The 23,940-nt window shown below is 66.6% G+C and carries 20 protein-coding genes and 1 pseudogene; 6 read left to right on the plus strand and 15 right to left on the minus strand.

Annotated features, from left to right (window positions below):
- The first annotated feature begins 51 nt into the window (after positions 1–51).
- Both VFT73_RS04860 and VFT73_RS04865 read left to right on the plus strand, forming a co-directional pair.
- Positions 52–750, plus strand: coding sequence for a tetratricopeptide repeat protein (locus VFT73_RS04860; protein WP_326409038.1), 699 nt, complete (start codon positions 52–54; stop codon positions 748–750).
- Complete coding sequence (locus VFT73_RS04865) at positions 747–2,096, plus strand: PQQ-binding-like beta-propeller repeat protein (protein WP_326409039.1); 1,350 nt, start codon at positions 747–749, stop codon at positions 2,094–2,096. Before VFT73_RS04860 ends, VFT73_RS04865 begins: the two co-directional genes overlap by 4 nt.
- Positions 2,097–2,155: 59 nt before the next feature.
- Here the strand turns inward: VFT73_RS04865 and VFT73_RS04870 are convergent, their stop codons facing one another.
- Positions 2,156–2,422 (minus strand): circumsporozoite protein, encoded by a 267-nt coding sequence (locus tag VFT73_RS04870; RefSeq protein ID WP_326409040.1) that lies wholly within the window; start codon positions 2,420–2,422, stop codon positions 2,156–2,158.
- 32 nt (positions 2,423–2,454) lie between these two features.
- On the minus strand, positions 2,455–4,095 hold the full coding sequence (locus VFT73_RS04875) for an alkaline phosphatase family protein (protein WP_414712789.1): 1,641 nt from the start codon (positions 4,093–4,095) through the stop codon (positions 2,455–2,457).
- A 49-nt stretch (positions 4,096–4,144) separates the two neighbouring features.
- On the opposite strand from VFT73_RS04875, the gene VFT73_RS04880 reads away from it, so the two are divergent.
- A complete protein-coding gene (locus tag VFT73_RS04880; protein ID WP_414712790.1) occupies positions 4,145–6,172 on the plus strand; it encodes a protein-disulfide reductase DsbD family protein in 2,028 nt (675 codons plus the stop codon).
- Positions 6,173–6,753: 581 nt separating this feature from the next.
- Here the strand turns inward: VFT73_RS04880 and VFT73_RS04885 are convergent.
- The 11 genes from VFT73_RS04885 to VFT73_RS04935 form a co-directional block, all read right to left on the minus strand.
- Positions 6,754–8,502, minus strand: coding sequence for an amidohydrolase (locus VFT73_RS04885; protein ID WP_326409041.1), 1,749 nt, complete (start codon positions 8,500–8,502; stop codon positions 6,754–6,756).
- A 246-nt stretch (positions 8,503–8,748) separates the two neighbouring features.
- The gene (locus VFT73_RS04890) at positions 8,749–9,615 is read right to left on the minus strand and encodes an NAD(P)-dependent oxidoreductase (RefSeq protein ID WP_326409042.1); all 867 of its coding nucleotides are present in this window, start codon (positions 9,613–9,615) and stop codon (positions 8,749–8,751) included.
- 71 nt (positions 9,616–9,686) lie between these two features.
- Complete coding sequence (locus tag VFT73_RS04895; RefSeq protein ID WP_326409043.1) at positions 9,687–12,083, minus strand: calcium-binding protein; 2,397 nt, start codon at positions 12,081–12,083, stop codon at positions 9,687–9,689.
- 206 nt (positions 12,084–12,289) lie between these two features.
- The gene (locus tag VFT73_RS04900; protein ID WP_326409044.1) at positions 12,290–13,399 is read right to left on the minus strand and encodes a hypothetical protein; all 1,110 of its coding nucleotides are present in this window, start codon (positions 13,397–13,399) and stop codon (positions 12,290–12,292) included.
- Positions 13,309–14,280: an SDR family NAD(P)-dependent oxidoreductase gene (locus tag VFT73_RS04905; RefSeq protein ID WP_326409045.1), complete on the minus strand. Its 972-nt coding sequence runs from the start codon at positions 14,278–14,280 to the stop codon at positions 13,309–13,311. Before VFT73_RS04905 ends, VFT73_RS04900 begins: the two co-directional genes overlap by 91 nt.
- Positions 14,281–14,284: 4 nt before the next feature.
- Positions 14,285–16,579, minus strand: a complete 2,295-nt coding sequence (gene glf / locus VFT73_RS04910) for a UDP-galactopyranose mutase (protein ID WP_326409046.1) — start codon at positions 16,577–16,579, stop codon at positions 14,285–14,287.
- Positions 16,580–16,878: 299 nt separating this feature from the next.
- Entirely contained in the window at positions 16,879–17,325 is a 447-nt protein-coding gene (locus VFT73_RS04915; RefSeq protein WP_326409047.1) for a DMT family transporter, read from the minus strand.
- A gap of 232 nt (positions 17,326–17,557) precedes the next feature.
- On the minus strand, positions 17,558–17,881 hold the full coding sequence (locus tag VFT73_RS04920; protein ID WP_326409048.1) for a hypothetical protein: 324 nt from the start codon (positions 17,879–17,881) through the stop codon (positions 17,558–17,560).
- 175 nt (positions 17,882–18,056) lie between these two features.
- Positions 18,057–20,009, minus strand: a complete 1,953-nt coding sequence (gene ftsH / locus VFT73_RS04925; RefSeq protein ID WP_326409049.1) for an ATP-dependent zinc metalloprotease FtsH — start codon at positions 20,007–20,009, stop codon at positions 18,057–18,059.
- Positions 20,010–20,114: 105 nt separating this feature from the next.
- Complete coding sequence (tilS, locus tag VFT73_RS04930; protein WP_326409050.1) at positions 20,115–21,035, minus strand: tRNA lysidine(34) synthetase TilS; 921 nt, start codon at positions 21,033–21,035, stop codon at positions 20,115–20,117.
- Positions 21,036–21,087: 52 nt separating this feature from the next.
- A complete protein-coding gene (locus VFT73_RS04935) occupies positions 21,088–21,426 on the minus strand; it encodes a PilZ domain-containing protein (protein ID WP_326409051.1) in 339 nt (112 codons plus the stop codon).
- A 154-nt stretch (positions 21,427–21,580) separates the two neighbouring features.
- Between VFT73_RS04935 and VFT73_RS04940 the strand changes: the two genes are divergently transcribed.
- A complete protein-coding gene (locus VFT73_RS04940) occupies positions 21,581–22,060 on the plus strand; it encodes a response regulator (protein WP_326409052.1) in 480 nt (159 codons plus the stop codon).
- Positions 22,061–22,193: 133 nt separating this feature from the next.
- Here VFT73_RS04940 and VFT73_RS04945 read toward each other — a convergent pair whose 3' ends face one another.
- Positions 22,194–22,331, minus strand: a complete 138-nt coding sequence (locus VFT73_RS04945) for a hypothetical protein (RefSeq protein WP_326409053.1) — start codon at positions 22,329–22,331, stop codon at positions 22,194–22,196.
- A 361-nt stretch (positions 22,332–22,692) separates the two neighbouring features.
- Positions 22,693–22,980, minus strand: a complete 288-nt coding sequence (locus VFT73_RS04950) for a hypothetical protein (protein ID WP_326409054.1) — start codon at positions 22,978–22,980, stop codon at positions 22,693–22,695.
- Positions 22,981–23,236: 256 nt separating this feature from the next.
- Here VFT73_RS04950 and VFT73_RS04955 point away from each other — a divergent pair, with 256 nt between their 5' ends.
- Positions 23,237–23,743: a hypothetical protein gene (locus tag VFT73_RS04955; protein ID WP_326409055.1), complete on the plus strand. Its 507-nt coding sequence runs from the start codon at positions 23,237–23,239 to the stop codon at positions 23,741–23,743.
- Positions 23,740–23,940 (plus strand): annotated as a pseudogene (locus tag VFT73_RS04960) (hypothetical protein); the annotation flags it as partial. The gene VFT73_RS04955 and the pseudogene VFT73_RS04960, both read left to right, overlap by 4 nt.

Here is a 23,940-nt window from a genome sequence, read left to right on the forward strand (position 1 = left end):
GGGCAAGCGCGTCGCTAAGGTCCGCGCCGCTTGATCCCCAGGAGATTTGGTTTGGCCGTACCGCCGGAGACGAACGAAGCTTTCTTACGCGAAGTCGACGAGGAACTGAGGCGGGACGAACTGGCCAGGCTCTGGAAGCGCTGGGGCCTGGTGCTGATCGCCGTCATCGTCGTCGGCCTTATCGCGTTGGCGGCATTCCTGTGGTGGCGCAGCCATCAGGCGCAGCAGGCCGGGCTGGAAGGCGAGAAGCTGACTGCCGCGATCGACCAGCTTTCGAGCGGGCAGACCGATCAGGCGCTGCCTGCGCTTCGGGAGCTCAGCAAGTCGCCGCGCAGCGGCTATCGCGCGGCCGCGCAGCTTGCCATGGGCGCGATCGATTCGCAGAAGGACCCGAAGGCGGCGATTGCTGCGTTTGCTGCCGTCGCCAAGGACGAAAGCATCGCCAAGCCGTTCCGCGATCTCGCGCTGATCCGCCAGACGACAATGGAGTTCGACACGCTGTCCCCCGACCAGGTGATCGCGCGGATGAAACCGCTGGCGCAGAAAGGCAGTCCCTGGTTCGGCAGCGCCGGCGAGCTGACCGCCGTGGCGCAGCTGAAGGCGGGCCGTCCGACCGAGGCCGGCGCAACCTTTGCAGCGCTGGTTGCCGACCCCGGCGTTCCCGCCTCGATCCGTTCACGCGCCGCTCAGATGGCGAGCGTACTGGGTGTTTCCGTCAATCCTGTCGCTCAGCCGAGTTTGCCCCGATGATCCGTAATCTTCGCGCCCCGCTGCTGATCGCCACGATGCTCGCCATCTCCGGCTGCGGCGTCTTCAAGCAAGCCAAGCCCAAGACGCCGGTCCTCGGCCAGCGCGTGCCGATCCTGGTCGCGGAGACCGGGGCGGAAGTCGATCCGACCATCGCCTCGATTCCGGTGACGCTGCCGGCGCCGTCGGTCAACGACGCCTGGACTCAACCGAGCGGCAACGCGATGCACGCGATGGGGCATCTGGCCCTGTCCGCATCGCCGCAGCAGGCCTGGCAGGCGCAGATCGTCGGCGGCGACAAGCGCGCTCACCTTGCCGCCGCGCCGGTGGTGGCCGGCGGACGCGTCTATGTGATCGACACCGACGCCCGGCTGCATGCGTTCGACGCGCAGACCGGGAACGAGATCTGGACCGTCTTCGTCGGCGACGCGACCAATGACGACAAGGGCGAGGGTGCCGCAAACAACAGCAAGGCGCTGTTCGGCGGCGGCGTCAGCATCGACGGCGACAAGCTTTACGCGACCAACGGCCTGGGCGACGTCGTCGCGAAGAACGCAGCCGACGGCTCGACGATCTGGCGCAAGCGGCCCGGCGGTCCCCTGCGCGGCGCGCCGACGGTGTCGAACGGCAATGTCTATGTCGTCAGCCAGGACAATCAGATCTTCGCGCTCCGCCAGACCGACGGCAATATCGAATGGACCGGCTCCGGCACGCTCGAGGTTTCGGGCGTATTCGGCGTGGCCGCACCGGCCGCCGGCCAGGGCACTGTCGTCGCCGGCTTCTCGTCGGGCGAGCTCAACGCCTATCGCTACGAAAATGGCCGCATCGTCTGGCAGGACGCGCTGGCCCGCACGAGCATCTCGACGTCGGTCGGCACGATCTCGGACATCGACGCCGAGCCGGTGATCGACCAGGGCCGCGTCTATGCGATCGGCTCCGGCGGCCGCATGGTCGCGCTGGAGCTGGTGACCGGCCAGCGCATCTGGGAAATCAATGCCGGCGGCATCGCAACGCCCTGGGTGGTTGGCGACTGGGTGTTCGCAGTGACCGACAATGCGCGGTTGTTGTGCATCGCGCGCTCGACCGGCCGCGTGCGCTGGGCGACCCAGCTTCCGCACTGGAAGAACGAAAAGAAGAAGAAGGGCGCGATCAGCTGGACCGGGCCGGTGCTCGCCGGCGGGCGTCTGATCGCGGTCAGCAGCGAAGGCCAGATCGCCTATATCTCGCCGACCACGGGCGCGGTCGAGGCGACCGTGGACTATGGCGAGCCGATCAGTCTGTCGCCGGTCGTCGCCAACAATACGCTGTACCTGCTGGACGAAAAGGGGCGGCTGACCGCCTGGCGCTGACACGAAAAAGCCGCGGCGCCCGAAAGGCTCCGCGGCTTTCGTTTCCAGCTTTCGCGGGCTTAGTTGGCCGCGTTTCCTGCCGTATTGTCGACGGCATTCGCGGCATTGTCGGCAGCGTTGGCGCCGTTCTCCGCGGTTGCATCCATCGAGTTGCCGGCGGCGTCGAGCGCGTTGTCGACGCTGTCCGCGCCCGCCTCGGCGGTGTTGCTGATATCGGTGCCGACCGCGTTCGCCGCTTCGCTGGTCTCGTTCTGCGCATTCTGCGAGCAGGCCGCGAGGCCAAGGGCAGCGGCCGAAACCAGCGCGAGGGCAGTCAATTTCTTCATCGAGAGTGTCTCCTTCCTGAACGCGGGCGGGTCTAGCGAGCCGTTTCGGGTGCGGCAACCGGGCAATTGTCACCTTCGCTGGCGTCGAGGTCGAGGCAGCGCCCGTCGATCTCGTTCGCCGGAACCGGCAGGCCGATCAGCGAGGCAAGCGTCGGCAGGATGTCGACCGTCTCGACGCCCAGCGGCTGCTCGAAATTCTGCACGCCTTTCCACCAGAACAGGATCGGCACGCGCCGGTCGTAGTTCCAGAAGCTGCCGTGCGTCGCGACATAGCCGCGGGTCGGGTCCGGGATCGGCGTGACCCGCTCCTTCAGCGCCACGATCAGGTCGCCCGAGCGGCCCGGCAGGTAGGACGCGCGGGCCCGTTCGGCGAACGACCATGTCTCGGGCGGACTGGTCGGCTGCGGCATCCTCGCGACATCGGCGCCGACGAACACGTCCGCGACCAGCGGCGATTGCCTGATCAGCTCGGCGGCGCGCCGCGCGACCTTGACGCGCATCTGCTCAGGGACGGCTTTGTCGATATAGACGTCGCCGCCGGCCGGAAGCAGCACCGGGCCGGTGAGCTTCAGCTCGCGCCCGAGCTGTTCGCCGATCGCTTTCAGGTCGAGCCGGTTGTCCACGCGCTGCGCATCGGGCGCCGCATGGATGCGATTGCGCTCCGGCAGATCGTGGCCGCCATGATCCGCAGTCAACACGACGACATAGTCGACCCCGGTCTTGTCGAGCCGATCGAAGAATTCACCGAGCCTTTTGTCCAGCGCGAGCAGCTGGATGCACATCTCGACGCCTTCGGTGCCATAGGTGTGGCCGACATAATCGGTCGCGGATTCGCCGATCGAGATGATGTCGGTCGCGGGGCCGCGCCCCAGCCGCATCGAATCGATCAGCGCCTCGGCAAGCGTCAGGTTCATGTCGTCGATCTCGGGCGAGGCGCGGAACCGGGTCTTGTCGCCGGCCTCGCGGCCGAAATGCCAGGTGCCCACCGTCTTGCCGTCGCCGATCGGAATCGGTCGGTCGCGCGAGGTGCAGACGTCCGGAACCGGCATCGCCGGCTGCGGCTGGGCGATCCGGGCCGCAAGCGTGCTGCGGAACGGCGCGATCGCTGCATCGGGCGCGCCCTGGCCGGCAATCGTCACATAATCCTTGCCGTTCCAGAACCAGAGCTGGTCGACCTTGTGGCCGCCCATCATCACCGCAGCGCGGTCCTTGCCCGCGACCGACACGACCCGCGTCGCGGGATCGGCATTCTTCATCCGATCGCCAAGGGTCGGCACCAGCAGATGCCTGGCCGAAACCGTATAATTGCGGGATGTGCTGCCGGGCACCGTCTCGTCTTCGGCGCAGTAGATGCGCTTGTCTTCGCGCGCGGCGGTCTGGTCGAGCCAGTCATTGGCGATGATGCCGGTGCGATAGGGGCGGCTGCCGGTCAGGATCGTCGAATGGCCCGGGCACGTCTCGGTCGCGGCGTGGCTCTGATAGCCCGAAGGGAACACGACCCCTTCGGACAGGCGCCTCAGCCCGCCGGTAAAATGCTGCCGATATTCCGAAAACAGGTCGGCGGAGAATTGATCGACCGAGATGGCGACGATCAGCTTCGGCCGGGGAGGTTGCGCCTGGGCAGCGACGGGAGAAAGGGCGGCAAGGGCAATGACGAACGAGCGCAGCCTCACAAAGAAAACTCCTTGGGATTTCGGGCCCGAAACCGATAGGGAATGCGCGATGCTCGCGAAACTGAAATCGGCATGGGCGTGGATGATCCTGGCGCTGGTGTGGCCGGCGGCGGCGAGCGCGCAGCATATTCAGCCGCACCTGATCGCCGAGAGCGCGACGCCGGCGCCCGGGCAGACGATCGCGCTGGCGCTGGCGATGACCCCGGACAAGGGCTGGCACGGCTATTGGCAGAACCCGGGCGATGCGGGGGTTCCAGCGGAGGTGAAATGGCGGCTGCCTGCGGGCGCAAGCGTGGGCGCATTCCGCTATCCGGTGCCCGGCACGCTGCTGATCGCCGGGCTGATGAACTATGTCTATGAGCGCGAATATGCGCTGATCGCGCCGCTGACGGTGCCGAAGGACGCTGCGCCGGGCAGCCGGCTTCGGATCGAGGGCGATGCAACCTGGCTCGCCTGCACCGACGAAGTGTGCGTGCCCGAGCAGGGCAGGATCGCGGTCGACCTGACCATCGGCGACGGGCGGATCGATCCGGCGACGCGCGCGCAGTTCGACGCCTGGCGCGCGAAGCTGCCGCGGCCGCTGGGCGCGCAGGCGCGGTTCGAGGTCGTGGAGGGCCGGATGCGGATCGCGGTGCCGCTTCCCGCCGACGTCGGCGTGTCGCAGCCCTATTTCTTTTCGGCGACCGAGAATGCCGTCGACTATGCCGCGCCGCAGAGCGTCAGCCGCAATGGCGATGCGCTGATCGTCGAGACCGCCGCCAAAGGCACGCCGGCAACGCTGGCGGGCGTGCTGAAGATCGACGACGGCACCGGCCTGTCGCTGAACGCCGTACCGGGCGCGGTTCCGCCGGCGGGCAAGCCGGTCGGCGAGGCGGGCGCGGTGCGCTGGGATGCTATGACGGTGCTGACCGCCCTCGCCGGCGCGGTCCTCGGCGGCCTGCTGCTGAACGTGATGCCGTGCGTGTTCCCGATCCTGAGCCTGAAGGCGCTCGGGCTGGCGCGCGCGGGGATCGACGAGCGCGAGGCGCGGCGCGAGGGGCTCGCCTATGCGGCGGGCGTGATCGCGACCTGCCTGGCGCTCGGCGCGGCACTGCTGGCGCTGAGGGCCGGCGGTGCGGCAGTGGGCTGGGCGTTTCAGCTGCAGGACCCGCGCGTGATCGGGCTGCTGCTGCTGCTGGTGACCGCCGTTGCGCTGAACCTGGCCGGGCTGTTCGAGCTTGGAACGATCGGCGCGGGTGGTGCGCTCGCAGCCCGGGGCGGCGCGGCAGGCGCCTTCTGGACGGGAGCGCTCGCCGCGTTCGTCGCGACGCCGTGCACCGGGCCGTTCATGGCGGCAGCCCTGGGTGCGGCGCTGGTGCTGCCTGCGGCGGGCGCGCTGGCCGTGTTCGGCGGGCTCGGGCTGGGGCTTGCCCTTCCCTTCCTTGCGATCGGGTTCGTACCGGCGCTGAGACGATTGCTGCCGAAGCCGGGAGCCTGGATGGAGACACTGCGGCGGGTGCTGTCGGTGCCGATGTTCCTGACCGCGCTCGGCCTTGCCTGGATCCTTGGACGACAGGCCGGCGTGGACGGGATGGGCGTCGGGCTGGGCGCAGCGCTGCTGCTCGGCCTCGCGCTCTGGTGGGTCGGCGTCCGGCAGGTCCGCGGCCGGCCGGTCCTGCCGGCCGTCCCCGCCGCCGCGATCGCTGCGGCGCTGGTGCTGACCCTCGCGCCGGTCGCGACCCGGGCGGAAGCGGGCGGGCTCCTGAAAGCGCAGCCGTTCAGCGAAGGCGCTCTGAAGACGGCCCGGGACGCGGGGCGGCCCGTGTTCGTGTATTTCACCGCCGACTGGTGCCTGACCTGCAAGGTCAACGAGAAAGGCGCGATCGAACGGGCCGAGGTCGCCGATGCGTTCACCAAGCACAATGTCGCAGTGCTGGTCGGCGACTGGACCAACGGCGATCCCAAGATCGGCCGGTTCATCGAGGCACAGGGCCGGTCGGGGGTGCCGCTTTATCTCTATTACCGTCCGGGAGCGCCCGAGCCCGAGGTGCTGCCGCAGGTGCTGACCCCGGGAATGCTGGTCCGGCTGGCCTCCTGATCTCGGCATCCGGCGTCGGCAGGACCGGCGGCACGACCGGGACCGCACCATTGGCCGGGATAGCGCCGTTTTCCATCGGCGGGGGTGGAGGCGGAGGCGGATTCCGGCAGAAATCGACCACGCGGCGGACCGCAACGCCTCCCGGAATGGTGTAGGTCAGCGGGCCGCCCGAGACGGTGATCTGCGACTGCGGGCGTGCCATCGCGTCGAGGACGGCGTCGCCCATCCCGGTGCGCGCCTGCACGCGTCCGTTGCCGAGGTCGCGCGTACCGAGGCTGACGCCGATGCCGCCGGCCGAAAGATTGATCGCCGTGCCGCTGCCGGCGCGCTCGAACAGGATCGAGCGATTCGCCGGTTCGCAGCTGAGCGCGAAGATCGGTGGCACATTGGCTGCGCCGTAAAAAGCGGCGCCTCCCTCGACTCGCCATGCCATCGGCGTGCCGACGCCTTCCGGCGCTTCGGACACGTTCTCGTCGCTATCGTCGGGGGCGGTCACAGCCACGTCGCTGCTCTGCTCGGTGCGGTTGCCGACCGTCATCTTGTCGCAGCCGGCGAGCAGCAGCGCGAGGACAAGAAGGCTGCTATTTCGCGACATAGACCCGCTCGCCGCCGATCCAGGTTTCGAGCACCCTGGTGTCGCGCAGTTCCTGCGGCGTGGACTGGAGCGGATCGGTGTCGACGATCACGAAATCGGCGCGATAGCCCGGCTGCAGCATGCCGATCCGGTCCTCCGCCTTGCCCGCATAAGCCGCTTCGGTCGTGTAGCCGGCGAGCGCGACTTCGCGGCTCACCCGCTCCTGCGGCTGCCAGCCGCCGAAAGGCTGTCCGTCCGGACCCTCGCGGGTGATCGCGGCAGCCATGCCGGGAAACGGATTCGGCGATTCGACCGGCGTGTCGGACCCGAAGGCGAGGTGCGCACCAGTGCGCCGGATCGATTCCCAGGCATAGGCGCCGGCGAGGCGGTTCGGCCCCAGCCGCGCCTCCGCCATCAGCCGGTCCGACGTCTGATGAGTGGGCTGCATCGACGCGACGATGCCGAACTTGCCGAACCGCGGAATGTCGGCGGGATCGACGATCTGCGCATGCTCGATCCGCCAGCGGCGGTTGTCGGGATAGCTGGGCGCGACTTCCTCGATCGCGCTCAACACCTGCGCGTTGGCGCGGTCTCCGATCGCGTGGACCGCGACCTGGAACTTGTCCATCGCCGCCCGGACCATCAGGTTGCGGATCTTGGCATCGTCCATGAAGCCGAGGCCGCTTTCCTTCGGCGCGTCCGCATAGGGCTGCTTCAGCCAGGCGCCGCGCGAGCCGAGCGCGCCATCGGCATAGAGCTTGATCCCGACCATGCGCAGGCGATCGTCGTAGAGCCACGGCGTCGGCCCGGCCCCTGCAACCGACAGCGCCGGCTCCAGCCCCAGCGCGTAGGAGACGATGCGGACCTTCAGCACATTCGCGTCGCCGGCGCGGCGGAACACGTTCCAGTCCTCGACCGAGGTGCCCATGTCGTCGATCGCGGTGATGCCATAGCCGAGCAGGATCGCCTGCGCCTTGGACAGGGCGATGTCGCGCTCGCGCGGCTGCGGCGCGGGCACGACCTTCTCGATCAGCTGGCGCGCGGCATCGACGAACACGCCGGCGGGCTGGCCGTTCGCGGTCTTCTCGATCCGGCCGCCGGCCGGCGACGGGGTCGCGGCAGTGACGCCGGCCGCCTTCATCGCGACGCTGTTCGCCCAGCCGGCATGGCCGTCGACGCGGACCAGCCAGACCGGCTTGTTCGGCACGATCGCGTCGATGTCGGCCGCGGTCGGGAAGCGGCCGAGCCCCCATTTCTCCTGGTTCCAGCCGGCGCCGACGATCCATGGCCGATCGGGATTGGCCTTTGCATAGGCCGCCAGCATCGCCTTTGCCTCGTCCAGCGACTTCGCCTCGGTCAGGTCGAGCGCCATCGCCTTGAAGCCGAGCTCCATCACATGGCCGTGCGCGTCGATCAGGCCGGGCATCAGCACCCGTCCCTTGCCGTCATAGCGGAAGTCGAGGTCCCGATCGGGCCGCTTGTCGCGGCGATCGAGCAGCTTTTTGACCCGCCCGTCCTTGTCGATGACAAGGCCCGTGAAGCGCTCGACCTTGCCGTCCTTGGTCAGCGTCAGGCCGTTCACATTGTCGATCAGCGCATCCGCATGGGCCGGCGCGGCGAGGAGCGCGAGAAGCGGCAGAAATTGACGAAGCGGACGACCTGGACGATTCGGACGACCTTCACATGGATTCCTGAAAATTTTCAGGGCCGCGGCGGGCAGGGAAAAGAGCTGGGCGCGAAGAGGAAATTCGGTCATTCCGCCTGCATAGACATGTCAGGGGCGTGTAGGACAGAGGGTTCGCGCGAAGACGCGAAGACGCGAAGAAAAAGGAAGGATTGGTTCACGCGGAGGCGCGGAGGCGCAGAGAGTCCGGTGTTTCCAGCACCTCTTCGGCGAAGCCGAGTTCGATCAGCTCCGGCTTCGCCGGAAGAAAGCGACGTTGCAGTCCTGGCCTCCTCCGCGCCGCCGCGTGAGCCAAACTCCCTTCGCGGCTTCGCGAAACTATTTCGGAAGGCGGCGGATGATCGCGCTGGTGTCCTGGCGGCCATAGCCCAAAGCCTGGCAGTCGGCGTAAAATTGGTCGACGAGGCTCGCGACCGGCAGCGAGGCGCCGTTGGTGCGCGCCTCGTCGATCGCGAGCCCCAAATCCTTCCGCATCCAGTCTATCGCGAAGCCGAAATCGAAATCGTCGGCCGCCATCGTCTTCCAGCGATTGAGCATCTGCCAGCTGGCGGCGGCGCCGCCCGACACCGCCTCGAACACCTTGTCGAGGTCGAGATCGGCGTGCTGGGCGAAGCGGAGCGCCTCGCTCAGCCCCTGCACCGCGCCGGCGATGCAGATCTGGTTGACCATCTTGGTGGTCTGGCCGGCGCCGGCCGGTCCGACATGGGTGATCCGCGCGCCATAGGCCTCCATATAGGGCCGCGCCGCCTCCACCGCCTTGTCGCGGCCGCCGCACATCACCGACAGCGTGCCGTTCTCCGCCCCGACCTGCCCGCCCGAGACCGGCGCGTCGACGCACATGACGTCGTGCGACTTGCCCTCGACCGCCAGCTGCCGCGCGATCTTCGCGGAAACGGTGGTGTGATCGATGAACAGGCTGCCCGCCCGCATCGTCCGGAACGCGCCCTCGCGCCCCAAAGTCACTTCGGCGAGGTCGTCGTCGTTGCCGACGCAGGTGATGACGACGTCCTGCCCTTCGCCCGCTTCCATCGGGCTCGACGCCATCCGCCCGCCATTCTCCGCGACCCAGCGCTCCGCCTTGGCCAGCGAACGGTTGTAGACGGTAAGCTCATGGCCCTTCCGGGCGAGGTGGCGAGCCATCGGGGCGCCCATCACGCCCATGCCGATAAATGCGATCCGAGACATGGCGGCTGATTAGTCGGCAAACGGACGAGAGGCCAGCCGTAAGGATATGGCCGGCCTTCTAGCAAGCCAGATCAGACGACGAAGAAGTCAGAAGCGCTCAGGTTTGAAAGCCCGACCGATACCTCGGCGAATTTTATCGCCGACTGGCCGCCGGCACCATCGGCATCGTACGACAGCGCTCCGGTGTTGGGGTTATAAATGATGCGATCGTCGGCATCCCCGGCAGCGAATCCGGACACGAAAGCGCCGGCCTCCAGCTTTCCGGGCGCGAGTGCACTGAAAACGAAATCGTCGAGCCGGATCTCGTCGATTCCAACCTGCAAGTCCGTGATCCTGTCGATATTGGCCGTGCCCAGTTCCGCGTTGAAAGCGAAGATGTCCTTTCCGCTACCGCCTGTGATGACATCGCTGCCAGGCCCGCCATTGAGCACGTCGTTCCCGGCGCCAGCGATAATCCGGTTGTCGAGACCGTTGCCGATCCCGACAAAGGCTCCGGTGCCGGTTCCCGTGTAGGTCAAATCCTCGACATTGCCGGGCAGACGATAGCTTGAAAGAGCGGTCTCGACACGATCTGTTCCTTCGTCTGCAAACTCAGTCAGCGTATCGGTCGCAACCTGGACGATATAGGCGTCGTCGCCGTCGCCGCCTTGCAAAGCGTTCGGCGCCCCGGCTCCGCCTATCAGTCGATCGTCTCCGCCCAGTCCGATCAAGTAATCGGACCCCGCGCCTCCCTCGAGCCGGTTGGCATCGACGTTTCCGATCAGGGTGTCGTTGAACGCCGAGCCAAGGATTTGCTCGATGGCGACCAAGGTGTCCCGGCCACCATAGCCATTGTCGCCCGCGACGCCCGAAGCGAGATTTGCCGTCACTCCGGCCGCGGCGCCGGAATAGTCGGCAGTGTCCGTACCGCTCGCGCCATTCAGGACATTGTCCCCTGCAAAGCCCAGTAGACGGTCGTTACCGGCACCGCCGGTGATGGTGTTTGCCAGGGCATTGCCAAGTCCGCTGAAGTCAGCGGCACCGGTATATGTAAGGTTCTCGACGTTGGCGCGGAGACTGTAGGAGGCGAAGTCGGTCTGGACGGTGTCGATGCCTTCGCCTGCCGATTCGACGATCGAATCACCGGCCACCTGGATCACGTAAATGTCATCCCCGGCGCCACCTTGCAGCGTATTCGCGGTGCCGGCCCCGCCAGCGAGGACATCATTGCCCGCAAGTCCGATGAGATAGTCCGCGCCGCCGCCGCCATCGAGCCGATTGCCGCCGGCGGAGCCGATCAGGATATCGTTCTGTGCCGAGCCGATCGCGTTCTCGATTCCAATCAACGTGTCCGTGCCGCCATGACCATTCGCAGCCGTCCCCGAACTCAACCGGACGGTGACAGCCCCGGGTGCACCGGCATAGCTCGCCGTATCAGCGTCGGCGCCGCCGTCCAGGATGTTGTTCCCCGCCGAGCCGACGAGCACATCATTGCCGTCCAGCCCGGCAAGCGTGTCGGAGCTGGCGCCGCCGGTGATCAGGTTGCCGAGCTCGTTTCCGCCGCCCGCGAACGCACCGCTTCCGGTGAAAGTGAGGTCCTCCACATTGGCAGCAAGCATCACCGCGGCAAGATTAGTCAGCACCTTGTCTGTGCCTTCGCCGGCATTCTCGACGATGGTATCGCTGGCGCCGAGGATGTAAATGTCGTTCCCCACACCGCCCTCGAGCGTGTCTGCTCCCGCTTGCCCGTCGAGCGTGTCGTCGCCCGCATCGCCCCGTAACAAATCGTCGCCGCCGCCGCCATTAAGAATATCGTTGTCATCGCCGCCGCTCAGGCGGTCGTTGCCCAAACCGCTCGAAATCTGGTCCGCGCCGCGCCCGCCGAGAACCTCGACGAAATTCGAAACTTCGGGCGCGATCAGCACATCCTTCCCCGATCCGAAGTCGAAATACAGGCGGCCGGTTACGGCCGTTCCGGCCAGGCTTGGAATGGTGATGCGCTCATTGGTGTTCGAAACGATGACGGTCCCGCCCGGCAGACCCAAGGTATAGTCCTCAGAATCCGGGAAAATCATCTCGACACTTTCGACGCCGGTCAGTTCGGCCGATCCGTTGCTGAAAGTGTCGTTCGTGCTCCCCTCAATGCTGCCTACGCGCAAAACCCTGACCGACCCGCCGGGTCCGATATCGAACGTGTCCTCGACATAGCGCTCCGTCGTGGTGTCTCTGATGATGGTCTGGTTCTCAAAGGCGATCAGACGGTAGATGTCGGCTCCGCCGCCGCCGGCGATCACGTCATTCTCTGCGCGGCCGCCCAGAACGAGGTCATTGCCGTCACCGGCATCTATCGTGTCGGCGCCACTCTCACCGTCTATGTCATCGTCACCGCCAAGACCGAGGATCGTGTCGTTGCCGCCACGCCCGCGAATCACGTCCGCATCGTCGGTTCCATTGAGCGTATCCGCGCCGTTGGTGCCGGTGATATTCATCGCATTCTCCGATCGCCAAACAGGAACTCTGGTCAGAATCCTCAGCGCGTTCAAATGAAATGATGTTCCCGCGTCAGAGCCCGACGGGCAGGCGAGTTCTCCTCCATTCCGTCGAGGCGCGCCGGGCGGATTCGAGACAAAGGCGCGTACGATCGAGAGCGCCATTCAAGTCACCGCGACCCGCTCCCTTTCGCAGGTCCGAACGATCATTCCTGCCCGCGCATGTGGCGGGCGATCTTGGCCGTCATCGATGAGCGCTGGACGTCGGCCGAGCGGTTGGCGGCCACCTTGTAGAGGGCAGCCAGATAGGCGCGATCCCACTCGGTCAGCTCCTCGGCGCGGTCATCGGCGGTGTCGTTGAACAGGTTGGTGATGGTCGGGGTCGGCACCGGCTTGGGCGGCAGCTTCAGCGGCGCGAGCGCGACCATCGCGACATAAGATGCGAGCGCGTCGTGCGACAGCTTGCGGACCCGGTTCACGTCAATGACGATCGTCGCCGCGCCGATGCTCTGCCGGCTTTTGGTGCCGATCATGCTGCTGCTGTAATCCGACACGTTACCGGCCTGGCTGTCGGATTGGGCGTACTTCCCCGTCGATACCGATCCACGGCGTGTATCCAAGGAATTGAGCAAGGCCGGGTTATCGCCGATCGGGGCTTCGCCGTAACGTCCCTCCATTTTCAGGTCATACCACCAGCGGACCGGATAGGCCCCTTCGACAAGGTCGGAGCGCGCGGCGACGGGAAGGCTGCGGGCTCGATGGGGCTGCCGATCGAAGACCTCACGCACGACGCCGGAAGGGTCGCTGGTGAATGCGATAAGGATGTTCGGATCGCAATGCTTGCGTTTCGATATCTTGATGCCTGCTTCCTTCGCGACTTCGTGGATGCGCTCCAGGATCGGCTTTTCCTCGTCGGGCAGCGCGCCGATCACCTTGGGGCAGATCGCCTCGTTCCAGCGCGCCAGCTGATCGGAGCTGTTGGGCGCCGCCGCAACCGCGCGAACGAACGATTTCGCTTCGGTGCGGATCTCTGCGTCCGTCTTCGCGGTGCCTTCGACGACGATGGTCGGATCGATGGCGGGTGTCGGATCGGCGGCCGCGGGTTCAGGGAGCGCCGCTTGTGCCACGACAAAAAGCAAAGAGATCATCATTGCCCACGCCTCCACCTGTTGATGCGACAGTATCACATCAAAGGCGTTTGTGAAGGCGCCGGCCGGGGGAGGCTTCAGAAGCTGGTCCCGGCCACCTCGAAATCCGCTTTGGGCTCGCCCCGCTCGCGGATGCGGCGGCTGTCTTCGTCCCGGCTCTGCAACCACATAGCAGTGCCGGCGGCGGCGAGCGCGCCGACGAAGAACAGACCGCCGATCGCGGCAGGGCCCAAGCCGCCACTTTCCGCCGGCTCCCGGTCGAGCGGTTCGGTCTGCTTGCGGTGGACGGCGGCGCGAGCCGGGTCGGACAGCCACTTGGCGGCCTGGCCCTGCACGCGCGTCTTAAGGCTGCCGGTCAGCGCGGCGTGGCGGTCGTCGCGAAGCGCCTCGATCGCCTGCGCCGCGACTTCGGCTGCATCGTCCTTCGCTGCCTGGCCGGCGGGCGTGTTCTCCATATGCGCGCGGGTGAAGAAATCGGTCTCGGTCGGGCCGGGCATGAACACGGTGACGTGGATGCCCTTGTCCGCCAGCTCGTTGCGCAGCGCCTCGCCGAACGAGCGGACGAACGCTTTGGACGCGGCATAGACCGCCTCGAACGGGCCCGGCATGATGCCGGCGATCGAGGCTGTATAGAGGATGCGGCCCTCGCCCCGCGCGGCCATGTCGCGGACGACCAGCTTCGACAGCTGGACGAGGCCGCGGACATTGAGATCGATCAGCCGCAGCTCCTGGTCGAGATCGGTCTCGGTAAAGTCGCCGCCGCCTGAGCCGATGCCGGCATTGGCGCAGAAGATGTCGATCGTGCCCGCATCCTTCAGCGTCCGATGGAGCTGGAAGACGCCGGCGTCCGAGGCGAGATCGGCGGCGATCGTGTCCACGGCGACATCCGGGGCGCGCTCCCGGATCAGCTCGGCCGAATGTTCGAGCTTGTCGACATCCTGCGCGGCGAGCGTGACGTCGTGGCCGTCTTCGGCGAATTGCCGGGCCAGCTCGAAGCCGATGCCCGACGATCCGCCGGTGACGAGGACGCGCGGCCGACCCTGTGCCATTGCCTTACTCCGCTGGCGTTGCTGCCGCCTCCGAACTGCCGGTGCGGGCGATCGATGCCGAACGCGCGAACAGGGCCGGACGTTCACTGGCAACCGCACGGCGCGCCGCCGCTTCGAGCGCCTCGCGCTGCTCGTCCTCCGCCGCCTTCATCTTGCGGTAGGTCGCGAGCGCCTGCCCGACGACCTGGTCCATATTGTAATAGCGATAGGTGGCGAGACGGCCGACGAACGTCACGTCCGGCTCCGCAAGCGCCAGCGCCTCGTAGCGTTTGAAGAGCGCCTGATTCTCCGGCCGGGGAATGGGGTAATAGGGATCGCCTTCCGCCGACGGATATTCGTAGGTGATGCTGGTCTTCGGCGCCGTCTGCCCGGTCAGGTATTTATACTCGGTGATCCGGGTGTAGGGCGTGTCCTCGGAAGGGTAATTCACGACCGCGACCGGCTGGAACTGCTCGGTATCCAGCGTCTCGTGCCGGAACTGCAGCGACCGGTACGGCAGCTTGCCGTAGCGATAGCCGAAATATTCGTCGATCGGGCCGGTGAAGACGAGCCTGTCGTAGCTGACCTCGCGCCGCACATCCTCCCATTCGACGCCCAGGCGCAGCTCGATGTCCGGATGGTCGAGCATCGCTTCGAACATCCGGGTGAAGCCGTCCAGCGGCATCGCCTGGAATTGATCGGTGAAATAGCGGTCGTCGGTGCTGGTACGGGTGGGCACGCGCGACGTGACCGACTTGTCGAGCTCCGACGGATCCATGCCCCATTGCTTGCGGGTATAGCCCTGGAAGAAGGTCTCGTAGAGCTCCCGCCCGACCTTCGACACGACGACGTCGGCCGAGGTCCTGATCTCATCGACCGGCTCGGCGCGGCTTTCGAGGAAGGCCTCGGCCTCCGCGTCGGACTGAAGGTTCAGCCCATAGAGGATGTTCAGCGTCGTACGGTTGATCGGCATCGGCACGAGCTTGTCGCCGACGCTCGCCAGCACCCGATGCTCGTACGGACGCCATTTGGTGAAGCGGGACAGGTAAGCGAAAATCTCTTCCGAGTTGGTGTGGAAGATGTGCGGGCCGTAGAGGTGGTAGAGAATGCCGTCCTCGTTGGGCAGGTCATAGGCATTGCCGGCGATGTGCGGGCGGCGATCGATCACCAGCACTTTCTTGCCGCCGTCGTTCGCGAGCCGCTCGGCCATCACCGCGCCCGCAAAGCCGGCGCCGACGACGAGCACGTCGTAATGCGGCTTCTTCGCGAGCGGGCGCACCGCGCGACGCTCTGCCGAAGCCTCCGCGATCAGCGCCTGCATCTGCTGCGCCGTCTCGTCCCACGACATGGTCGACAGCAAGGCATCGACGGGACGCAGCCATTCGCGATTCTCCCGCGGCAGCGCGAGCGCCGTTTCGCAGGCGGCGATGAAGTCGGCCGGGTTGCTCGCGATCTGGACCGCGTCGAGCTCGCCATAATGGCGGATCACGTCCTTGATCGGCGTCGAGACGACCGGGCGGCCGGCGGCCAGATATTCGGGCGTCTTGGTCGGCGAGATGAACTTCGTCGCGTCATTGATCGCGAACGGCATCATCGCGACGTCCCAGCCCGACAGATAGGCGGGGAGCTCCGCATAGTCCTTGCCGCCCAGCCAGGCGATATTGGGCTGGGTGGGGAGATCGTCGGCACTGATCTTCACGACCGGGCCGACCATCACGAAGGTCCAGTCCGGGCGTTGCCGCGCAACTTCAGACAGAAGCGCCAGGTCCATCCGCTCGTCGATCACGCCGTAAAAGCCGAAACGCGGGTGCGGCAGCTGCGCCTGGTCGGCGGGATCGGGCTGCTTCGCGCGGGCCTGGCCGAAATGCCGGACATCGACGCTGGAGGGGAAGGCGTGGACGCTCAGGTGGCGGTCGCGCTTCGCCTCGTAAAGGCTGTAGCCGCCGGTGAAGACGAGGTCGGCCACGCCGATCAGCTCCTGCTCCAGCGGCAGCAGCTCCGGCGGGGCGAACTTGAAATTGGCGAGCTCGTCCATGCAGTCATAGACGGTGCAGTCGGCCGCCAGATGCCGCGAGAAAGGCAGCATCATCGGCGTGTAGTACCAGCGCACCAGCGGGCCGGGACGGCTGGCGACCAGCTCATCGACGAGGCGGCGCAGCTGCCTTTCGTGCAGCGCGGATTCGTTCGGATTGAGGTGCGGCACGGCGACGGTGACGCCGGATTTCGCGCAGATCGACAGCGCCAGCGACGGCTCGGCGGTCGCGTCGAGGATCGGCTCTTCCCAGAAAATGACACGGTAGTCGCGGGCGAAGCGGCTCATCAGCTGCTGCGGCCGCTGAAAGACGAAGTTCCACCTGAGGTGCGAGAAGCACAGCAGGGTGGGCGTGACGGAAGCTCCGCCCGAGAAAGCCTGACGCTCACGGCGACGGGAAGATCCAGATTTCATAGCGCTCCTTCGGTCCGCCAGCCCGCACTCCAGCGCCCGCGAGGACCGCGGCGCCCCACTCACTCATCGGCTGGCACGTCCGTAAAAGCGCCGGAACAGGGACTTAGTTCCGCCTGTTACGCCTCCGTCCGTCGCGCTTCCGGAACGGAATTTACCTGTGTTGTTCGGGCGGGTCAGCCGCGCCGGACCAGCACCGCGCCGGCGAAGACCAACGCGAGGCCGAACACGCGCGCGAACGTGGCCGGACGCGGCTCCAGCCCCAGCAGGCCGTAATGGTCGAGCAGCAGCGCGCCGGCGAGCTGGCCGGCGACGGCCGCGGTCAGGAGCGCACCGACGCCGATCCGCGGCACCACGAACGCCGCCATCGCGACGAAGAAGGCGCCGTACAATCCACCGAGCCACGCCCACCAAGGGAGCGCGCGGGCGCCGGCGAGCGTGCGCGGTCCGCTGCCGGCGAACAGCAGCACAGCGAGCGCGACCGTGCCGACCAGGAACGAGATCAGCGCCGCCAGCACCGGCGACCCGGACGCCCGCGCCAGCACCGCATTGGTCGGCGCCTGCACTGCCATCAACACGCCGCCGGCGAGGGCGAGGAGGATGTAGAGGAGGTTCGCGGTCATGGCCGCCCTTTGCGCCGGCCGTTGCGTGCCTGGGAATAGTCCGGAGCTGACATTTTGCTAGCGCGGCCGCGGCATCTTGGTCACATGCTTTCGGAAGTTGATCGTGCACCCCGCGAGCGCATTCGTGACGACAAATGCGATCGGGAGATTTGGCTCCACGTCCGTGACGACTCTTGCATTCAGGCCTCGCGCTCGCAGGAACTCAGCAGCTGCGCTTGCGTCTCGCTCCGGGTCATCGCTGGACCAACCCGATGCACGAGCTGGCCCCGTCAAGCTTGGCCCTCACCACGTCCGGCGACAGGTTGACGATCGTGCCGTCCCACATGATCGAGCGATGGATGCCGCTGCTATCGACGCGAAACCGCTCATGCACGCCATGGCGTGCAAGCAAGGCGACCACCGCCTCCTTCGCTTCCAGCGATGATGCAGCGAAGATGCGGGAACCCCGATCCGGGAAGGGAAGAGGGTTCCGGCCATTGACCGCGAGCATCGCCCAGACGACGAACAACGCGACCAGGATGCCGAGAACGACCAGCAGCCAAACTGGAATGAACATAGCTCGCCCCGTTTCGCCGGGAACCTGCCAGTTGCATTGAGCGCTCGCAATGGGTCGAGCGGGGGCAACCGCGGGCGGGGACGTGTCGCTCGAGCCCCGGGTTCGCGGCAGGCCCGCATCGCCCCAAACAAAACGGCGCCGGATTGCTCCGGCGCCGTCGCTGGTGATGCTGGTGTCAGGCCCCTTGGGGAGCCGGGTCGCCGAAGGGGCCCGGTTTCTTGGGCTTGGTCTTCGGGATCGAGCTGCCGCCGGCGATCAGCGGGGCGGTGCGCGCCTTGTTCGGGTCGTCGCGGCCGATATCTTCGCCGGCGATCGCGCGCTTCGCTTCCTCGCCGGTCACCGTCTCATATTCGAGCAACGCTTCGGCGAGGCGGTGGAGCTGGTCGAGATTGTCGGTCAGCACCTGGCGGGCCGCCGCCTCCGCTTCCTCGATCAGGCGGCGGATTTCCTGGTCGATCAGCTGCGCAGTCTGCTCGGACACGTTCTGCGAACGCGCGACCGAATGGCCGAGGAACACCTCGTCCTGGTTGTCGCGGTAGCGCAGCCAGCCGAGCTTTTCGCTCATGCCATATTCCATCACCATCGCACGGGCCATGTCGGTGGCCTGCTGGATGTCATTGGACGCGCCGGTGTTGAGCTCGTCCTTGCCGTAGATCAGCTGCTCGGCGATGCGGCCGCCGAAGGCGAGCGCGAGCCGCGCCTTCATCTGCTTCATCGACATCGAATAGCGGTCGCGCTCCGGCAGGTTCCAGGTGACGCCCAGCGCGCGGCCGCGCGGGATGATCGTCACCTTGTGCAGCGGATCGCAGCCGGGGACGTGCAGCGAGACGAGCGCGTGGCCGGCCTCGTGATAGGCGGTCGCCTTCTTCTCGTCCTCGGTCATGACCATGGACTTCCGCTCGGCGCCCATCATGACCTTGTCCTTGGCCTCCTCGAACTCGCGCATCGCGACCAGGCGCTTGCCCTTGCGCGCGGCGAGCAGGGCCGCCTCGTTGACGAGGTTGGCGAGGTCGGCGCCGGAAAAGCCCGGCGTGCCGCGCGCGATCGTGCGGCTGTCGACGTCGGGCGCCAGCGGCACTTTCTTCATGTGGACGGCCAGTATCTTCTCGCGGCCTTCGATATCCGGGCGCGGGACCACAACCTGGCGATCGAAACGACCCGGGCGAAGTAATGCGGGGTCAAGAACATCCGGACGGTTGGTCGCCGCAATAATGATGATGCCTTCGTTCGCTTCGAAGCCGTCCATCTCAACAAGAAGCTGGTTCAGCGTCTGCTCGCGCTCGTCATTTCCATTGCCGAGACCGGCGCCGCGATGCCGCCCGACCGCATCGATTTCATCGATAAACACGATGCACGGTGCATTTTTCTTCGCCTGTTCAAACATATCACGAACACGCGAGGCGCCGACGCCGACGAACATCTCGACGAAGTCGGAGCCGGAGATGGTGAAGAAGGGCACGCCCGCCTCACCCGCGATCGCGCGGGCGAGCAGGGTCTTGCCGGTGCCGGGCGAACCGACCAGCAGCGCACCCTTCGGAATCTTGCCGCCGAGACGGGCGAATTTGGTCGGGTCCTTCAGGAAATCGACGATCTCCTGCAGCTCTTCCCGCGCCTCGTCGATGCCGGCGACGTCGTCGAAGGTGACGCGGCCGTGCTTCTCCGTCAGCATCTTCGCCTTGGACTTGCCGAAGCCCATCGCGCCCGACCCCGCATTCTTCTGCATCTGGCGGATGACGAAGAACGCCACGCCCAGGATCAGCAGGAACGGCAGCGACTGGTAGAGCAGGATCATCCAGAAGCTCGGTTCTTCCTTGGGCTTCGCCGAGAATTTGACGTCCTTGGCGATCAGCCGGTCGATCAGGCGCGGATCGTCCGGCGCCTGGGTGCGGAACGTCGAATCGTTCGTATAGGTCCCGCTGATGATGTTGTCGGAGATCGCGACGTCCTTGACCGAGCCGTCGTCGACCCGCTGCAGGAACTCGGAATAGGGAATCCCCTCCCCGCTCGCAGTGCGCGTCTTGGTGTCGAACATCGAGACGAACAGCACCAATGCCAGCACGACGCCGAGCCAGATCAACAGGCTCTTCATCCAGGGGTTGGACGCGTTCGGATCCTTCTTGTCGTTCATCGCAGGCGAATCTCACGGAAAACAGGCCCACAACATAGGTGGCGAGGGGTTAACCGACAATGGCGGGACTTTGCGGGTTCTCGCGAAGACGCGAAGAAGGATGGTTCACGCGGAAGCGCGGAGGCGCGGAGGCGCGCGGGTGAAGGTCCAGCGCTCGCCTGGACTGGCCTTCAGGGGGCCGAGCGTGCCGGGGCGGTTGGCTTGGAGAGCGGCGATCAGGCGGGCGAGGTCGGGGCCGCGCGGCGTCTCGCCATGGATGGCGAAGATGCGGAGGATCACGCGCCGGATGATCTCGGGGGGCAGGCCCGCGCGATCGAGGGCAGTGCCGTCGAAGCGCTCGGCAAAGGCTTGCTCGGCGGCCCATTCGAGCGCGGCTTCGGCCTCGGCCAGATGCGCCGCGCTGTGCGCGATGCGCGCCGGGTCGATCCAGCCGGCCGCGAGCAATGCGCGCGCGGCAGTGCGATCATAGCGCGGATCGGCGTTGCTCGGGTCCTGCGCGGGCGTGAGGCCGGCGGCGGCGACGATCGCCTCGAGCTCGGCCTTGCGCGCGCCAAGCAGCGGCCGCACCAAAGTGACGCCGGGGCAAAGCAAGCGCGCGGCGCGAATGCCGGCGAGGCCCGACAGCCCGGCTCCGCGGGCGAGGCGCATCAGCAGCGTCTCGGCCTGGTCGTCGGCATGATGGGCAGTCGCGAGGTGCGTGAGCCCGTGCGCGAGACACCAATGCCCCAGCGCCGTATAGCGGGCCTCGCGCGCCGCCGCCTGCACGCTGCCCTCGACGCGGACTGTCAGGATATCGTGCGGCACGCCAAGCGAGGCGCAGAGCGCGCCTACATCTTCCGCTTCGGCGCGGGATGCGGGCCGCAGCTGATGGTCGACCGTCGCCGCGCGCAGTCCGGCTGGCCGTGCGCGGGCGGCGAGCAGAAGCAGCGCAAGGCTGTCCGGTCCGCCCGAAACGGCGAGACCGAGCGACGCGTCAGGCGGGACGCCGAGCGGTTCGAGGTTGAGCTGGACGGACGGGGCACTCACCCCCTCCCCTTAACGCGGTTCGCGGCGCGGCGGAATCTTCGTCGGGAGCCGCTTACGCCCCTGAGCGGGTGGTGACGAAGGTGCCGTGGGCTTGCTGCAGGCGGCGGACCAGGCCGGGAGCGAGCGTATGGGTGAATTTCAGGCCGACCTTCGTCAGGTGGACCCAACGCACTTCCGCCTCGACGATGTGCTGGGCGGCGAGACAGATTCTGACATAGGCGCCGACGTCGAGCGGCTCGTCGCACAGGCCGGACGCGCCGCCGCACGACAGGTCGCGCAGGCGGATCGAGCAGCAACGCCCTTTGACGCGAACCTCGAACGGATGGCCGTCGAACGGCATGCGCGGATAGACGCGGATGGCGTCCCACGATTCCGGTGAGGCATCGGCCATCGCCAGCGGCGGGGCCGCCCCTGCACCAAAACCGTTGCTTAGCCCTTCGCTCACCCGGTCTCGCTAGCAAGGCGAGGTAAAATGCGAGTTAAACCTTCCGCTGCGCCGCCGCCGATAAGGAAGCGGAAACGCCTTTGCGATAGAAGGCACGGCCATGACCATGCCATGCGAAGACGAGGGCCTGGCGCTGCCGCCCCGGTCCTGGGACGACGGCAGCGCGTCGGTGACGCCGGACCAGCTGAAGGCAGTGATCGTCGACGACGACGAGATGATGCGCCGTCTGGTGCGAAGCGCGCTGACCGGTCTGGGCTTCACGCAGATCCATGCCGCCGAGCACGGCGCGGCGGGATTGGCTCTTGCCGAGCGGGAAATGCCCGACATCATCATCGCCGACTATAACATGCCGGGGATGCACGGCCTGGACCTGGTCAAGGCAGTCCGCGAGAAAGAGGCGCTGGACCGGACCGTGATCATCATGCTGAGCGCCGCCGACGAGCATGACGTGATCGAGGGCGCACGCGTGCTGGGCGCCGACACGTTCATGGTGAAGCCATTCGAGCGTGCCGACCTGAAACGCCTGATCGAGACGCTCTACCACCGGTTCAACTGCGCGACGATCAAGTGGCCGGCGTGAGGCCGGTGAAGACCGCCAATCGGGCCTTCGGTGATGATCGGGTCATGCGACGCTCCGGACAGCGAGATTGCGCCGCGCGCGCTTCTCCTGCGCGGCAGGTGCAAGCTTTATGCAGGCTATCGCGGAGATGCCCCTATTCGGCAGGGCGCGGAAGATGCTCTGCCGCGCGAGCCGCCTGAGCCCGGTCGTGGATGCGGCGGGCGTAGAGAAAGCCGACCAGCGCCGCGGCCAAGCCGCCAAGGGCGGGGGCGAGATTTGCCAGATCATCCATCGCTATTCTCCGCCTCCAGCAGCGTCAGTGACTTGACCCCTACCCATATAATGGCCGCGCCGGATACAATTCACAGCAATGCATATAGGTCCGCGCCGTTAAGTAACCACCGGCCGAAACCAGACGCGAATAGGGCTGTACCGAGATTCAACAAGACGCCGGCAATGCCTTTGATCTGCTCATTGGCTCTCAGAATTTCGGAGCGCGACCGGTCAGCCAATGTTCCTTCCCCCTCGCATTGGAATTGAGGCGCCCGGCAAACTTTGTCGAGGAGCTTTCCAGCAGCCTCCCCGCTCGCCATCCCGCCGCCCTCGCTGCTTCGCGACCACCCCTCTCTCTCCCGCAGGCGGGAGAGGGGCTGTCACGCGGCCTGGCGGTTGCTTTCCCTGGCGCAGGCGCGGCGGACGGCTTCGGCGATCTCGCGGTCGATCGGCTCGCGCTTGTCGGGCGGGAGCGCGCGGTAATCGTCTTCGGACAGATGATGCTTTTTCAGCACCTCGTCGCGGGCACGCTCGGCGGGCGTCTTGGCGGCTTCCTTCTCGAAGGCGGCCAGGATGTCGGCGAAGCTCTCATCGCCGGGCGCCGTGCCCTTGGCCTTGGTGCCCGGTCCGCTCAGGCCGGCGATGCCGGTCATGTTTTCGATGTTCATGCCGTTCCTCTTTTCGAGAATGAGGATCGCCATAGCGCGGATCGGTGACCTGGCGGTTAATCCCGGCCTAACCACGGGGCGGTGGCCAAGGGGCCGGTATTCGGATTCGGCTTCCCCACCCTCGCAAGTAGCACGCTTAAACCATATTGGTTCGTTTGTCTTGACATCGTGACGCTCATCTGGTAATCACCCGAAACGATGGGACCCTTGGCCGGGCGGCGATTGCCGTGCCGGCCATTTGTTTTGGAGGACCGGGATGGCGAAGCTACGGATCATTCCCAACAAGCGCCGCGAAATGCAGGTGCAGGAGACCCGCCGCAAATTGTTCGACGCCAAGGCGAAGCGTGCGTTCCTCGATCACTTTGCGGCCACCTGCAACGCATCCGCCGCCGCAAGAGCCGCCGGGTTCGACTATCGCACCGCTTTTCGGCATCGGAACGAAGATCCGGAGTTCGGCCGGAAGTGGGAAGAGGCACTGCGTATCGGCTATGCGCGGCTGGAGGAGCTGGCGGTATCGCAGGCGATCGCCGCGCTCGACTGGGAACAGCCGGCGTTTCTGGAAGCGCCGCAGGACAGCGCTGCGCTAAAGCTTGATCCAGCGATGGCGTTGCAGCTGCTGCGCGAGCACAAGCGCGGGCTGGCCGGCGTTCCCAAGCCGGGGCGGATGCCGGCGGCGGCAACCAATGCCGAGGTCATCGAGGCGCTGACCAAGAGGCTCAGCGCCTTCGGCGTTCATGTCGGTGGCGGCAGGAAGCGGAAATGACCCCGCGCGAACGCCGCGAGGTCGAACGGATCGCGGCCCTGCTGAAGCGGATCCCGAGCCATGAAGAGCGCTTTGTAAGGCGCTTTCTGAAAGGGCTGCGCACGCCGGTCCAACGGACGATCTTCGAGCAGTGGCGCTGGCAATCGCACGAAGGCCAATTCGAGCCCAGGGGCGACTGGCGGCTGTGGGTGATCATG

It is taken from the genome of Sphingomonas sp., assembly GCF_035758555.1.
Lineage (GTDB): Bacteria > Pseudomonadota > Alphaproteobacteria > Sphingomonadales > Sphingomonadaceae > Sphingomonas_B.

What these genes read in the sequence shown, in the direction of transcription:
- VFT73_RS04865 (WP_326409039.1), top strand. Translation starts at nt 747, where the DNA reads ATGATCCGTAATCTTCGCGCCCCGCTGCTGATCGCCACGATGCTCGCC.
- VFT73_RS04870 (WP_326409040.1), bottom strand. Translation starts at nt 2,422, where the DNA reads ATGAAGAAATTGACTGCCCTCGCGCTGGTTTCGGCCGCTGCCCTTGGC.
- VFT73_RS04880 (WP_414712790.1), top strand. Translation starts at nt 4,145, where the DNA reads ATGCTCGCGAAACTGAAATCGGCATGGGCGTGGATGATCCTGGCGCTG.
- VFT73_RS04885 (WP_326409041.1), bottom strand. Translation starts at nt 8,502, where the DNA reads ATGACCGAATTTCCTCTTCGCGCCCAGCTCTTTTCCCTGCCCGCCGCG.
- VFT73_RS04890 (WP_326409042.1), bottom strand. Translation starts at nt 9,615, where the DNA reads ATGTCTCGGATCGCATTTATCGGCATGGGCGTGATGGGCGCCCCGATG.
- VFT73_RS04895 (WP_326409043.1), bottom strand. Translation starts at nt 12,083, where the DNA reads ATGAATATCACCGGCACCAACGGCGCGGATACGCTCAATGGAACCGAC.
- VFT73_RS04905 (WP_326409045.1), bottom strand. Translation starts at nt 14,280, where the DNA reads ATGGCACAGGGTCGGCCGCGCGTCCTCGTCACCGGCGGATCGTCGGGC.
- glf (WP_326409046.1), bottom strand. Translation starts at nt 16,579, where the DNA reads ATGAGCCGCTTCGCCCGCGACTACCGTGTCATTTTCTGGGAAGAGCCG.
- VFT73_RS04915 (WP_326409047.1), bottom strand. Translation starts at nt 17,325, where the DNA reads ATGACCGCGAACCTCCTCTACATCCTCCTCGCCCTCGCCGGCGGCGTG.
- VFT73_RS04920 (WP_326409048.1), bottom strand. Translation starts at nt 17,881, where the DNA reads ATGTTCATTCCAGTTTGGCTGCTGGTCGTTCTCGGCATCCTGGTCGCG.
- ftsH (WP_326409049.1), bottom strand. Translation starts at nt 20,009, where the DNA reads ATGAACGACAAGAAGGATCCGAACGCGTCCAACCCCTGGATGAAGAGC.
- VFT73_RS04935 (WP_326409051.1), bottom strand. Translation starts at nt 21,426, where the DNA reads ATGGCCGATGCCTCACCGGAATCGTGGGACGCCATCCGCGTCTATCCG.
- VFT73_RS04940 (WP_326409052.1), top strand. Translation starts at nt 21,581, where the DNA reads ATGACCATGCCATGCGAAGACGAGGGCCTGGCGCTGCCGCCCCGGTCC.
- VFT73_RS04945 (WP_326409053.1), bottom strand. Translation starts at nt 22,331, where the DNA reads ATGGATGATCTGGCAAATCTCGCCCCCGCCCTTGGCGGCTTGGCCGCG.
- VFT73_RS04950 (WP_326409054.1), bottom strand. Translation starts at nt 22,980, where the DNA reads ATGAACATCGAAAACATGACCGGCATCGCCGGCCTGAGCGGACCGGGC.
- VFT73_RS04955 (WP_326409055.1), top strand. Translation starts at nt 23,237, where the DNA reads ATGGCGAAGCTACGGATCATTCCCAACAAGCGCCGCGAAATGCAGGTG.